The sequence below is a fragment of the Acidobacteriota bacterium genome (assembly GCA_016195325.1).
Lineage (GTDB): Bacteria > Acidobacteriota > Polarisedimenticolia > JACPZX01 > JACPZX01 > JACPZX01.
The window spans coordinates 1-13,437 of the sequence record JACPZX010000008.1 but is presented as its reverse complement, the minus strand read 5'-3'; the positions used below and the strand labels follow the sequence as shown (position 1 = coordinate 13,437).

Here is a 13,437-nt window from a genome sequence, read left to right as displayed (position 1 = left end):
GGACAGGCGATGAAGGTCAAGACGGTCACTCGAGGAAACACCGCGGAAATCAGGCTGAATGGGGCCCTCACCCTCGGAAACCCGGTCGAAAACCTGAACCACGCCGTGAAAGCGCTCCTCCACCAGGGAATCAGCGACATCGTCGTCGATCTCTCGAGAGTGCCCTACGCCGATGCGTCGGGGCTCGGGTCTCTCGTGGCGGTGAGGGCGGGAGCGCAGTCCCTGGGCAGGACGCTGACGGTCGCGGGGGCCGCGGGCAAGATGAGGGAGCTTCTCCAGATGACCGGCCTCGAGTGCCTCAGGCGCCGGGGGGGCTCGAAGGCCGTCCGGGAATTCTCCTTCGCGAAGCTCGCGATCCGCGTCGCCTGAGCCCCTTCAGTTGAAGAACGCCTCGCTCCGGACGATCTCGATCGCGTCGCGGGTCATCCGTCCGGGCATCCCGACGATGTCGAGATCCCTCGCACGGTAGGTCTCCCGCGCGATTCCCGCCGGGTACTCGATCATCGTCTCCGATGAAAGCAGGCCCTCCAGGAACGCCGCGGCGTCCGGCACCACGGCGACGATGGCGACGCGCCGCGCGGTGAGCTGGCGCTGGGCGGCGGACTGGGTCTGGGGCGCCGTCACCGCTTCGGCCGTGGCCGTGAACCTCTCGTCGAACCCCGACGCCCCCTCCACGGCCTCATCGATCGCCGCCGCCAGCGCGTGATCGGCCCCCGCGGTCTCCTGCTCGTGGGCCCGGACCACCGCGGCGCGCGGCTCGGCCAGATCCGCCGCCGCCACGCCGTTGGCCGCGAGATCCTCGAGGTCGGCCAGCGCCAGCTTCAGCGCGAACTTGGCGTTGATCGGCTTCGGCGCGAGGCGGATCGAGAGCGCTCGCTCCCTGCGGCGCGACTCCCACGCGGGAGGATTCCCCGCGTCGCCGCTCCCCTCGATCGAGGCCTCCGCCGCCTCCGAAAGGCCGCGCTGGAAACGCAGGTCGGCTCCGAGGCGCGCCCACGCCATCCCGGGAGCGCCGAAGGCTGCCGTCGCGATGCTGAGGGGGAGGAAGTCGGTGTGAAACCGGGTGAGCGTCAGGGGCTCGCCGATCCGGAGCGTCACGCGATCCGCGCCGGGCTTCTGAAGCAGCAGGATTCGATGGGAGGGGAGGGCGGTGGACGATCGCGCGGGGCGGGTGGGCTGGCCGTCCGGGAGCGTCGCGAAGTCGGAGCGGAGCCTGTCGATCTGAGCCTCGCTCACCGATCCCGCGATTCCCACGACGACATTTCCCTTGACGAGATGGGCCGCGTGGAAGGCGGCCGAGTCCTCCCTCGTCAGAGTCGAAGCCGAGTGGAGCCAGCCGGCGATCGGATGTCCGTACGGGTGGTTGCGGTACATGAGCGCATCGAGCGCCTCGGAGGCGAGGGCGTCGTCGCTCGACCCCAGCGTCTCGAGGGCCCGCACCTGCTCGGCCCGCACCCCCTGCGCGTCCGCGGGGTCGAGCGACGGCTTCAGGAGAGCGTCCCGCACGGCCGCGTACCAGCCGTCGAAGGCCGCGCGCGGGACCTCCCCGGAGAAGGCGATCGAGTCCTTTCCCACGGAGACGGACAGAGGCCCCCCGGGAGTGGTCCCGCGAGCCATCAGATGGGCGGTGAACCACGCGGCGCCCTCACGCCCCGGCGGATCGTCGGCCGAGCCGGAGGCGATGACGACCCGCAGGTCGACCGTGGGCGCCTCGGAGGAGGGAAGGGAGATGACCCTCACCTGGGCCGGGTCGAGCGGGGAGGCGAGGGCGACCGGCGAGCACGCGGCGGCGAGGATGATCGCGGCGACGAAACGCCTCGCGCTCTTCGAAATCGACGACATGGCGCGCGCGATCTCCTGGCGGCAATCTCCGGTTGAGCCCCACGAACGGGGCGCGTAGTATAGCCCAGCCCTTCACGCGCGGAGGAACGTTGAACTTCTTCAGACAGATTCTCGAAGACACGGCCAGCCTCGGCCGGGATCTGCGCCGGGGTTGGGCGCACGTCGCGTGGAGGCTCTCGTGGTGGCGTCGCCGGCGCGGGATCCAGGCCGAGAAGGTGGAGGCCGAGGCCGAGAACGTGAGGCGAAGCATCGGGGCCTCCTCCAAGATGTGCCGCGAGTGCCGCGCGCTCATCCCGGCGTCGGCGGGGACGTGCCCCGAGTGCGGCGCGAGGACGGCCCACATCCAATCGGGAGGGGTGGGGCGCGCGCTCGCGCACCTCCTCCCGTTCGAGCCGTCGGTCAGCATGCTCCTCGTCACCGCGTTCTTCGCGCTCTACCTCGTCGGGTTCTTCGTCTCGGTGCGCCTCGGCAGCGAGCCGGGGACCGCCGAGACGACGCCGTTCGCCGCGCTGATGAACCTCGACTCCCGGGCTCTCATCATGACGGGCGCGAACTACGGGCCTCTCTCCGCGAGGGGCGAGCCGTGGCGGCTCCTCACGGCGATCTTCCTCCACGCGGGGATCCTGCACATCCTCTTCAACACGTGGGCGCTGCGGACGATCGGGCCGCTCATCGAAAACCTCTACGGGCCGAGAAAGATGTTCGTCCTGTACCTCGCGACAGGCGTCCTGAGCAACGTCGCGAGCCTCTGGTGGCACGGGCTGAGGCTGCTGCAGGTCGGCGCCTCGGGGGCGATTTTCGGGCTGATCGGAGTGGGGGTGGTGTACGGGCTGCGCCGGGGGGACGCGCTCGGCCAGATGCTGCGGTCGCAACTGATGTCGTGGGCCATCTACGGCGTCGTGATGGGTTTTCTGCTCCACGCGGACAACGCCGCCCATATCGGAGGGTTCCTCGCGGGCGCCGCAATGGCCTATGTCGTCCCCGACGCCGACGTGCACCGCGGGTCGGGGTGGGAGAGATTCTGGACGGTCCTCAGCGCGCTCGGCCTCGTCGCCTCGGTGGGGGCGTTCGCCCTCATCGCGTTCATGTGGGCCGGCGCCGCCTGACGCCGGCCTCACACGCTTTCCGGATCTCTACGGGAGATTCGGCTCCGACAGCGTGCACTCGCAGTCGAGCGACTCCAGGAACGCGATCAGATCCTTCTTCTCGTCGGCCGTGAGCTTCCGATCCTGCAGGTTCTTCGTGTCGAGATGCGGGTTCGGCTTGCCCCCCGCGGCCATGACGTCGACCGCCTCCGCGAGCGTCGCAACGCTCCCGTCGTGGAAGTACGGCGCCGACTTCGAGATGTCTCTCAGCGTCGGCGTCTTGAACGCGCCCAGGTCGGCGTCGGCGTTCGTCACCTTCTTACGCCCGATGTCCGGCTCCGGCTTGTCCATGCCGACGCCCGCGTTGTGGTACTGCATGTCGGTGAAGAGGATCCCCGCGTGGCAGGTGCCGCACCCCCCCTTCCCCCGGAAGATCTCCCAGCCGCGCTTCGCGGCGTCGCCCAGGGCCTTAGCGTCCCCCTGCTGGCTGCGATCGAAGCGCGTCGTGCCGCAGAAGAGCGTCCTCTCGAACGAGGAGATCGCCTTCATCATGCCGTCGGCGGTCACGTCGGTGCTGAAGACCTTCTGGAACTGCGCTTTGTAACCCGGGATCGCGTTGAGGGCGGGGACGATCTGGTTCGGATCGGCCCCCATGTTGCCGCCGGTCCACGCCGCGAGCCCCTGCTTCTCGAGGGAGGCGGCGCGGCCGTCCCAGTAGTACTCCTTGTGATATCCGATGTTCCACAGGGTCGGGCTGCTGCGCGTCAGCTTCTTGCCGAGCGCTCCGACGGCCGTCGGCAGCCCGTCGGTGAGCCCCTTCTCGCAGACGTGGCACGAGTAGCACGAGCGCGTGGCGTCGGCGCTGAGGCGCTTGTCGAAGAAGAGCTGGCGCCCCAGCTCGATCTTCTCGGCCGTCGGCGGGTTGTCCGCGGGGTTCGGCATGTCGTCGAACGCCGGGGGAGGCGTCGGGATCGCGGCGGCCTTCGCGGCGGGGCGCGTCTGGCTCTGGGCGAGCACCGCGCCGAGGAAGATCCCGAGGACGCCGAAGAAGATGACGAAGGACGCGAACGACCGCACGCTGCGTCGGGTGGATCTGATCATCGAGGGTTCTCCTTGGAATCGTTGCGATGGGGAGCCGATCCTAGGCCAGAGGCTGAGCCGCTGTCCACGGGGGCGCCGTCGGAGCTCATCCAACCCGTCTTCCGCCCGTCTCGCTCAAAGTGCTGCGCGTTGCATCGAACGAGCGGGGACCCCGGTGGTGTCGATCAGATCCCGGGAGTCACGCTCACTTGCACGATTGGACTGAGCTTCCTTCGGGCAGCGTCTCGCTGCGACAGATCCTGGTCAACGCCCAGGACCTGGATGAAAAGTGTCGGTGCGACCGGATTCGCCGCCCGCGCGCCCGCACACGCGTTACGCCACTTCTTTGGCGGTAGCGTGTACGAGGTCGTCCGAAGAAGCGTGTCTCCGCTCGTGATGCTTGTGCGCTTGGAAAATCCCATGTAGGGCGAAAGGACGACGCGGAATCGATCGTAACCGTCGGCGTCCCACTTGACCGTGGGGCGGTAAAGGTTTGGGTCGGTGCAATCGAGCAGGTCGCCCGGCCGCGGGGCGATCACTGAGGGGTTGCGAGCGAACCGCTGGACAAACACCCCAAAATCGTCGCCGTCCTGACCAAAGCTCTGCCACGCGACGACGCGATGGCCCGCGTCATTGGCCGCGATGGACGGAATGAATTGTGATCCCGTCGTGTACCCGTTAATTTGAAAATCCGAACCGACGGGACTTCCCGTTCGGTCGAACTTTCTTCCGTAGACGCCGAAGTCTGATCCGTCCTGGTACTGGCTATGCCACACGACGATGAAATCCCCGGTCTCGTTCATGCTGATTGACGCGAAGGCCTGGGAGTAGGGTGTGTAGGAATTACACTGGAACTCCGCTCCCTGGGGGCTCCCATCGCTGTCGAACCTCTGCGCGAAAATGCCATACATCGATCCGTCCTGATTCAGACTGTGCCACACGACGACAAAATCACCGGCCGAATCGGCCGCGATTGAGGGATACCGTTGATTGTTCGTCGTGTAGGAGTTGACCTGGAACTCAGAGCCCAGCGGAACTCCTGAGCTGTCAAATCTTCGTCCGAAGACGCCGAATCCCGAGCCGTCCTGGCCGTCGCTCTCCCAGGCCATCACGAAGTTACCCGCGGCATCAAGGGCGACCGCGGGCTGCCTTTGGCGGTTCGTCGTGTAGGTATTGACTTGAAACTCTGCGCCCCTGGGTGTGCCCGTGCTGTCGAAGCGTCGGGCGAAGATACCGTAGTCAGATCCGTCCTGACCTTCACTCTGCCAGGCGACGACGAAGTCACCCCCCGGGTTCACCGCGATCGACGGATTGTTCTGCAGGTCCGTCGTGAAGACATTGACTTGAAACTCGGAATCCAGGGGATCTCCCGAGGCGTCGAATCGGCGCCCGAAGACCCCGTCCATCGAGCCATCCTCTCCGTAGCTCTCCCATGCGACGACCATGGACCCCGCCGCATCCAGAGCGATTGATGCATTCGCCTGATCACCCGACGTGTGGCCAGTGACCGGGAATTCGGGTCCGCGGGGCGAGCCGGTATCGTCGAACCACCTGCCGAAGAGGCCCAGTCCCGATCCGTCTTGGTGGCGGCTGTTCCATATCACGACGAAGTCGCCGGCCGTGTTTATCGCCACCACCGGGATGGTCTGCCCGTAGCTGACGTAAGTGTTGGCTTGGAATTCGGGACCGGCGGGAACCATTGCGGCCCACGTTTGAATCGGAATACATGCAAGCGAGACGGTGATGAGACGAGCGGTGAGGGAATGGCGCATGGAGTTGTTCCACGAACGGGCCTCGCTAGGGTACCTCATTCTGGCGCGGAAGCGAAGGAGGTCTGGGCGATCATCTCGGAGTGGTTGGGTGAGAGTTACTTCGTGCTACGAGCGTCCATGATCGTCCACCGGGGCGATTCATCGCTGGCCACGGCCTCACGGCAGCGCCGCCTCGCCTCTCCGCGTTTCTGCACGCGTCCGCCGCGCTAGAGGTTCGCCGTCTTCACCCAGACGATCCCCGGCGCTGCGCGGATCTCGTCGAGGACCACCTGAGGGACCTCGGAGTCGATGTTGAGGATGGCGATCGCCCGGCCGCCGGTGCGATCGCGGCCGACCGACATGTTCGCGATGTTGATGTTGTTGCGGCCGAGCGTCGTGCCCAGGAGGCCGATGATGCCGGGGCGGTCGTCGTTGCTGACGAGGATCAGCGACCCCTCCGGGAGGGCGTCGAAGTGATAGCCGTCCAGCCGCACGATCCGCGCGAGGTTCCGGCCGAAGAGGGTCCCGCTGATCGTGAGCTTCGACTCCGCCGACTCCACCGTCACCGTGACGAGGCTCGTGTAGTCCACGGCCTCGGGGGTGCGGATCTCGCGCAGCCGGATGCCGCGCTCCTTCGCGATGAAGGAGGCGTTGACCGCGTTCACGGGGTTGGAGAGATGCGACTCGAGGAACCCGCGGAGGATCGCGACGCTGAGCGGCCCCGTCGCCTCCTGCGGGATCTCCCCGCCGTACTCGACGATGATCTCGCGGGGATTGCCGGTCATGAGCTGCGCGTGGAGCCGCCCCATCTTCGCGGCGAGCGAGAGGAAGGGCCCCGCGAGCTTCTGTGTCTTCGCGTCGAGCGTCGTGAGGTTCACGGCGTTCCGCGCCACGCCGTCCCTGAGGTACTCGCAGATCTGCTCGGCGATGTCCACGGCGACGCGCTCCTGCGCCTCCTCGGTGGAGGCGGCGAGGTGCGGCGTGCAGATCACGTTCGGCATCCCGGCGAACGGCAGGTCCTTGGGAGGCTCCTGCTCGTAGACGTCGAACGCGGCGCCGCCGATCCGCCCCTCGCGGAGAGCGTCCGCGACCGCCTTCTCGTCGACGATCCCGCCCCGGGCGCAGTTCACGAGACGCATCCCGGGCTTGCACGTCGCCAGCTCCTTCGCGCCGACGAGGTAGCGCGTCTGCGGTGTGAGCGGCGTGTGGACGGTGATGAAGTCCGAGCGCTTGAAGATCTCGTCGAGGTGGACGAACCGGATGCGCGACTTCTCCATCAGCTCCTCGGGAAGGAACGGATCGTAGCCGAGGACCTCCATCCCGAACGCGCGCGCGCGCCGCGCCACCTCGCGCCCGACTTTCCCGACGCCGACGATGCCGATCGTCTTGCCGTGCAGCTCCGTGCCGACGAACTTGCCGCGCTCCCACCGCCCCGCCTTCACCGACGCGTCCGCCTGCGGGATCTGGCGGGCGAGGGCGAGGAGGAGGGAGAGCGTGTGCTCGGCGGCCGAGATGGTGTTGCCTCCCGGGACGTTCATGACGACGATCCCGGCGCGGGTCGCCGCCTCGACGTCGACGTTGTCGACCCCTGTGCCGGCGCGCCCGATGACGCGGAGCTTCTTGCCGGCCGCGAGGATCGGCGCGGTCACTTTCGTCTGGCTCCTCACGACGAGGGCGGTGCAGCCGCCGATCATCTCGCGCAGGGCGTCCGCCGACAGCCCCGGGCGGTAGTCGACGACGAGTCCCTTCTCCGCGCGGAAGCGATCGACGCAGCGGTCCGAGACCTCGTCCGTGATGAGAACCCTTGTCTCTTCGGCCATGGCGCTGTCCGCCTCCGCTACATCTTTGAGAGAACGTCGTCGATCACGCCGAGGAGCTCCTCGACCTCGGCGGGACGCCGCTCGCCCATGTGCGCGATCCGGAACGCCTTCCCCTTGAGGTCGCCGTAGCCGTTGCTCAGGAGGTACCCGCGACGCTTCACCTCGGTGATCATCGCGCCGATGTCGACGCCGCGGCTGTTCTGGATGCACGTCACGGTGTCCGACGCGACCGCCTCGCGCGCGTAGAGCGAGAATCGCTCCTTCGCCCACCCGCGCGTCATCGCCGCCATCGCGCGGTGGCGCTCCCATCGGGCGCCGAGACCCTCCTCGAGGATGATCGAGAACTGCCTCTCCATCGCGAAGAGGTGGGGGAGCGACGGCGTGATCGTCGCCTGACCCTTCGCGGCGGAATCGGCCATCCGCGCCAGATCGAAGTACCACCCGCGATCCGGGATCTTCCGGGCCCTGTCGAGGAGCTTCTTCGAGACGGAGGCCAGGGCGAACCCCGGCGGCAGGGCGAGGCACTTCTGGACGCTCGCGAGGCAGAGGTCGATCCCCATCGCGTCGACCCTGACCGGCATCCCGCCGAGCGAGCTGACGGTGTCGACCATGTACGCGACATCGGGGTACTTCTTCACGACCTCGCCGATCTCCGCGATCGGGTTCTTCACCCCGGTGGAGGTCTCGTTGTGCGGCACCGTGACGGCGTCGTAGAGGCCCGTCTTCAGCTTGAGGTCGACGGCGGTGGGGTCCACCGCCTCGCCCCAGGGGACCTCGAGGCGATCGGCGGCGCGCCCGTTCAGCGCGGCCATCTGGTTCCACCGGTCGGCGAAGGCGCCGTTCACGAGGCTGAGGATTCTCTTCGTCGAGCCGCAGCGGACCCCCGCCTCCATCAGTCCGGTCGCCGACGAGGTCGACAGGATGACGGCGTTCGACGTCCCGAATATCCTCTGCGCCCGCTCGGTGATCGTCTTGAAGAGGCTGATGGCCTCCTCACCGCGGTGGCTGATCGGGGGGCGCGACATCGCGGCGAGAACGTCCTCCCGGACGTCCGTGGGACCCGGGATGAAGAGCTTCATGTCAATCCTCCAGCGTGGAAGTGTCCCCTTCGGGGAGGCCGAGCTCGCGCGCCTTCAGGAGGCGGCGCATGATCTTGCCGCTGCGCGTCTTGGGGAGCGACTCGAGGAAGTCGATCTCGCGCGGGTACGCGTGCGCGGCGAGGCGCACCTTCACGAACTCCTGGATCTCCCGCTTGAGGGCGTCGGTCGCCTCGTAGCCGTCCTTGAGAGCGACGAAGGCCTTGATGATCTCCATCCGCTCCTCGTCCGGCTTCCCGATCACCCCCGCCTCGGCGACGGCGGGGTGCTCGACGAGCGCCGACTCGACCTCGAAGGGACCGACGAGGTGGCCGGCCGTGTTGATGACGTCGTCGCTGCGGCCGACGAACCAGAAGTAGCCGTCCGCGTCCTTCCGGGCCCGGTCCCCGGTGTGATACCAGCCGTCCCTGAAGCGCGAGGCGTACATCTCGCTCTTGTTCCAGTAGGTGCGGAACATCGAGGGCCACCGGGGCTTGAGGACGAGATCCCCCTCTTCGCCGGGGGGCATCTCGCGTCCGCCGGCGTCGACGCAGGCGGCGGTCACGCCGGGGAAGGGGCGTCCCATCGAGCCTGGGCGGACCTCCATGCTCGCGTAGTTGGCGATCTGGATGCACCCCGTCTCCGTCTGCCACCAGTTGTCATGGATCGGCATCCCGAAGGCCTTCATCCCCCAGACGATCGCCTCGGGGTTGAGGGGCTCGCCGACCGAAGCGATGTAGCGGAGCGAGGAGAGATCGTGTTTCTTCGGGAGCGCCTCGCCGGCCTTCATCAGCATGCGCACGGCGGTGGGGGCGGTGTACCAGACGGTGACGCGGTACTTCTCGATGACGCGGTACCAGGCCTCCGCGTTGAACCCGCCGTGGTAGACGACGCTCGTAATCCCGTTCGACCACGGGCCGAACATGCCGTACGACGTGCCGGTGACCCAACCCGGGTCGGCGGTGCACCAGTAGATGTCGTCGTCGTGGAGGTCGAGCACGTAGCGCGCCGTGGCCCAGTGCCCGTGGATCGCCTGGTGGACGTGCGCCGCCCCCTTCGGCTTCCCGGTCGTCCCGGAGGTGTAGTGCATGATCGCGAAGTCCTCGGGGCCGGTCGGCACGGGCACGAACCCCCCCTTCACGCGCGCCGTCTCCGCCTCCCACGAGATGACGTCGTGGCTCAGCGTGGGCACGTCGTGCCCGTCGCGGTTCACGAGGAGGATCCTCCGCAGCTCGGGGAGCTCGCGCCGGATCGACGTGAGCCGGGGCAGGAGCGACGGGCTCGTGACGAGGAGCTTCGCCCCGGAATCCTGGAGCCGATCGCGGATCGCGTCGGGGCCGAAGGCCGAGAAGAGGGGGCCCACGACGGCCCCGGCCTGCAGCCCCGCGAAGACCGCGAAGTACAGCTCCGGGATCCGGTCGAGGAAGACGAAGACCCGATCCCCTTTCTGGACGCCGAGGTTGACCATGACCTGCGACGCCCGGTCCACGTGCTCCTTGAGCTGCTCGAACGTGTACCGCTCGGTCCGGCCGTCCACGTCCTCCCACAGAAGCGCCGGTTTCCCGCGGCGCGCGGTCCCGAGGTGCCGGTCGAGACATTCGTGCGCGATGTTGAGGCCGCCGTCGGGGAGGCCCTGAATCCCCGACGCGGCGTTCGCCCACGTGAACTCGCGGCGCATCCGCTCGTAGTCGTCGAGGTGCGGGCGCACCTTGAAGGAGGCGAGGGGGGGTTTGGGGATGGGCGCGTACGTCACTCTGGGTACCTTTCGGCGCGGCGCCGCGGCGGAGGATCGGCCGCGCGGCCCGGAAAATCCCGATGGAAAGCGCGCGCGGCGCGCGCGGGATGGAACGAGGCGGGAGTATGGCGCGTCATCTGGAACGAGTCAACGAACTAGTCCGGGGTCCTCGGCGCGGGAAGCTTGCGGAGAATCTCGACGGCCTCCTCGCGGGTCGTAATCCGTCCGTCGGTCCGAAGCCGCTCAATCCAGCGGGCGATGGACCCGACGCGAGGCCCCGGAGCGAGGCCCGTGATCTCCATGATCTCGCGGCCGTCGAGGAGCGCCGGCGCCCGCGAGATCGCCTCCACTTCGTCGCGAAGATCCAGCGCGCGGCGGCACGTCGCGACGAGCGCCTCCTCGCGCGAGGCGGCGTCGGGCCCCCCCGCCGCGCGACGATCGGCGAGGGAGAGAAGGGTGAGGAGGGGTAGAAGCTCGCCGGCTGCGCGGACGAGCCGCCGGATCGGCCGATCGGCGGCTCCCGCTGACGCGAGCGCGCCGAGCCTCAGGTGGAGATCGACCAGCCTCACGACGGGCTCGATCGTCCGCGCCGGCGCGCGGAGGCGTCGCAGCGCGTCCTCCGCGAGGGAGGCGGAGACCGATTCGTGCCCGTAGAAGTGCGCGTCGCCGTCCACGTCGACCGTCGCCGTGGCGGCCTTGCCGACGTCGTGGAGGAGCGCGGCCCACTTGAGCGCCGACTCGTCGTCGGGCCCCAGCGCCGGTAGGCCCAGCTCGTGACCGCGCGCGAGCCGATCGGACTCCTCCACCGCGCGGAGAGTGTGCTCGAACGCGTCGTGATCGTGGTGGCGCGCCGGCTGCTTCAGGCCGCGCAGCGGGGAGATCTCAGGGAGGAGAGGAGTCAGTAGCCCGTACGCGTCCATGCGCCGCACGGCCTCGCCCGCCCGGGGCGATCGGAGGACGAGATCCAGTTCCGCCTGGACGCGCTCGGCGGCCACCTGGGTGATCGTGGGCGCGCGCGCGCGGATGCGCTCCCCGAGGACGCCGTCGATGGCGAAGCCGGGGAGGGTCGCCGCCAGGCGCACCGCCCGGAGCATGCGAAGGGGATCGTCCTCGAGAGTCGTGTCGCTCACGGCGCGGATCGTCCGCGCGGCGAGATCCGCGAGCCCGGCGAACGGGTCGACGATGGACGCAGGCGGGATCGGCGATGCGGCGTCAACCGCTGCGGCCGACGCGGGGAGCGCCATCGCGTTGATCGTGAAATCGCGGCGCGCGAGAGCGGCGCGGATCTCGCCGGGGAGGCAGAAGGCCGTGTCGACGACGAGGTCGTCGACGACGATCCGATAGGTCGCCGGAGGACGCCGGTCGAAGACCACCGGCGTCATGCTCGCGCGGGCGGCGAGGGCCTTCAGGCAGCCCTCCTCGTCGCGGGGGGCGCATTCCACCACCAGATCCAGGTCGCGCGGGGTGCGCCCGAGCGCGAGATCGCGAACCGCACCGCCCACGAGGTGGACCCGGACTCCCGCCCGATCGATCCGGCGCGCGAGCGCGATCAGCGTCTCTTCCCACGGCGCCATGCGTCGAGTCTATCCGAACGCACGGCGCCGTGGGATCGAGCTCTCGGGAGCTCAGAACCGCCGGGTGTAACCCCCGATGAAGAAGTAATCCGCGAACGCCGCGTCGCCGTGCGTCCCGTTGGCGCGATCGGGAACGCTCACGAGGCGAGCCCGGTCGATGGCGTACGGGATCTGGAGCGCGAAGGTGTGCGGCCCGCGCGTGTAGCTCACGCCGGGCTCGATGGAGATCGCGTACCCCGGCCGCCTGAAGCCGGTGCTCTTCCCGATGAGGTCGTACGTGGGGACCCCCTCGGCGCGCCCGCCGAGGCTGACGCCCCACCCCTTCCCTGGATACCACGCCACCCCGGTCCGGGCGATGTAGACGTCGGCGATCGACATGACCTCTTCCCCCGGCGCGGTCCGGTACGTCCGGATTCCGCTGTCGGTCTGAGGGTTCAGGAGGTACGTCCCGCTCGCGTACGCGGCGAACAGGTTCTTGTCGAACCGCAGGTACGACTGGAGGTCGAGGATGAACCCGAACCCTCCGTCCCCCGGCTGGATCGACTGATCCACGGTCCGCGTGAGGAGCGTCGTGGTGCCGTTGGCGGCGATGCTGGCGCGGGTGTCCACGACGTTGTTCGCGCCGGTCGGGATCTTCATCCCGATGCCGAGGGAGACGTTCCCACGCGGGGACTTCGTCTGATCCCAGAGCCACTTGCGCGCGACGAAGGTGACGTCGCCGATCCCCTTGGCCGCCGTCTCGCTGCGATCGACGACGGCGTTCGTGTTCGGATCGCGGATCGGGCTCGATCTCTCGGCGATCAGGTAGGGGATGGAGAAGGAGAAGCGCCAGCCGCTGGGGTACACGCGGGTGATGCTGACGTCGGGCTGGTTGATCCGGTTGATGACCTGGCTGTGTTCCGTGATCCGGTTGAGCTGGTCCTCATGTCCGATGAAGTGGCGATCGGACCTCTGGTTGCGCCATGAGAGGGTGACCTCCCACTTGTCGACCCCTCCAGTTTCCGCGGGCGCGCCGGGCACGGGCGCGTCGAGTCTTGCGGCCACTCACCCCTGGGCGAAAGCGGGCCTTACCTGGAGCATCAGCGCGGCGAGGGCGACGAGCGCGCCTCCGGCCACCCTGTGCGCGAGCTTGAACGACGGCATGCGAAATCCTCCGGGTCCACGTGGTTGGTGGTGCCGCCGGTGGAGCAAGCCGCGGACCACGGGAGATGGCGCTCTTGCCTGTCGGGATCGCTTCGGGAACCGCTTGAGGTGGCGAGGCTTGGCGGGACGGCGAGTCGGGGAGGGACGGCGCCCGAACCCATAGAGAGTAAGCGCCGCGAGCCGACGATCCTAGAGTCTATGCGCGGCGCGTCGGCGAGCCGCCCCCTCATCCCGGCTTTCGCTTCCCCCCCGCGCCGGCGTCGTGGTTCGGCTCCTTCATGCGGCCCGAGTCTCGGAGAGCCCGCCTCAGGACCCACTCGATCTGTCCGTT

Annotated in this window: 10 protein-coding genes; 2 read left to right on the top strand and 8 right to left on the bottom strand. The window is 68.5% G+C overall.

Annotated elements, in window-relative coordinates; translation table 11 throughout:
• Positions 1–9: 9 nt before the first annotated feature.
• Positions 10–369, top strand: a complete 360-nt coding sequence (locus HY049_01480) for an STAS domain-containing protein (GenBank protein ID MBI3447581.1) — start codon at positions 10–12, stop codon at positions 367–369.
• A gap of 6 nt (positions 370–375) precedes the next feature.
• Here HY049_01480 and HY049_01475 read toward each other — a convergent pair whose 3' ends face one another.
• Positions 376–1,842 (bottom strand): insulinase family protein, encoded by a 1,467-nt coding sequence (locus HY049_01475; protein MBI3447580.1) that lies wholly within the window; start codon positions 1,840–1,842, stop codon positions 376–378.
• An 89-nt stretch (positions 1,843–1,931) separates the two neighbouring features.
• On the opposite strand from HY049_01475, the gene HY049_01470 reads away from it, so the two are divergent.
• The gene (locus HY049_01470; protein ID MBI3447579.1) at positions 1,932–2,948 is read left to right on the top strand and encodes a rhomboid family intramembrane serine protease; all 1,017 of its coding nucleotides are present in this window, start codon (positions 1,932–1,934) and stop codon (positions 2,946–2,948) included.
• Between the two features lie 27 nt (positions 2,949–2,975).
• Here HY049_01470 and HY049_01465 read toward each other — a convergent pair whose 3' ends face one another.
• From HY049_01465 to HY049_01435, 7 genes are all read right to left on the bottom strand, one after another.
• Positions 2,976–4,028: a c-type cytochrome gene (locus HY049_01465; GenBank protein ID MBI3447578.1), complete on the bottom strand. Its 1,053-nt coding sequence runs from the start codon at positions 4,026–4,028 to the stop codon at positions 2,976–2,978.
• Between the two features lie 164 nt (positions 4,029–4,192).
• Positions 4,193–5,779, bottom strand: a complete 1,587-nt coding sequence (locus tag HY049_01460; protein ID MBI3447577.1) for a hypothetical protein — start codon at positions 5,777–5,779, stop codon at positions 4,193–4,195.
• Positions 5,780–5,985: 206 nt separating this feature from the next.
• Positions 5,986–7,578, bottom strand: a complete 1,593-nt coding sequence (locus HY049_01455; protein MBI3447576.1) for a phosphoglycerate dehydrogenase — start codon at positions 7,576–7,578, stop codon at positions 5,986–5,988.
• Between the two features lie 17 nt (positions 7,579–7,595).
• Complete coding sequence (locus HY049_01450; protein ID MBI3447575.1) at positions 7,596–8,663, bottom strand: alanine--glyoxylate aminotransferase family protein; 1,068 nt, start codon at positions 8,661–8,663, stop codon at positions 7,596–7,598.
• Positions 8,659–10,407: an acetate--CoA ligase gene (gene acsA / locus HY049_01445; GenBank protein MBI3447574.1), complete on the bottom strand. Its 1,749-nt coding sequence runs from the start codon at positions 10,405–10,407 to the stop codon at positions 8,659–8,661. The genes HY049_01450 and acsA overlap by 5 nt, the downstream gene beginning before the upstream one ends.
• Before the next feature lie 137 nt (positions 10,408–10,544).
• Positions 10,545–11,963, bottom strand: coding sequence for an HD domain-containing protein (locus HY049_01440; protein MBI3447573.1), 1,419 nt, complete (start codon positions 11,961–11,963; stop codon positions 10,545–10,547).
• Positions 11,964–12,014: 51 nt separating this feature from the next.
• Positions 12,015–13,007 carry a hypothetical protein gene (locus HY049_01435; protein ID MBI3447572.1) on the bottom strand — a complete coding sequence of 331 codons (993 nt, stop codon included), beginning with the start codon at positions 13,005–13,007 and terminating at the stop codon, positions 12,015–12,017.
• Positions 13,008–13,437: the final 430 nt, after the last annotated feature.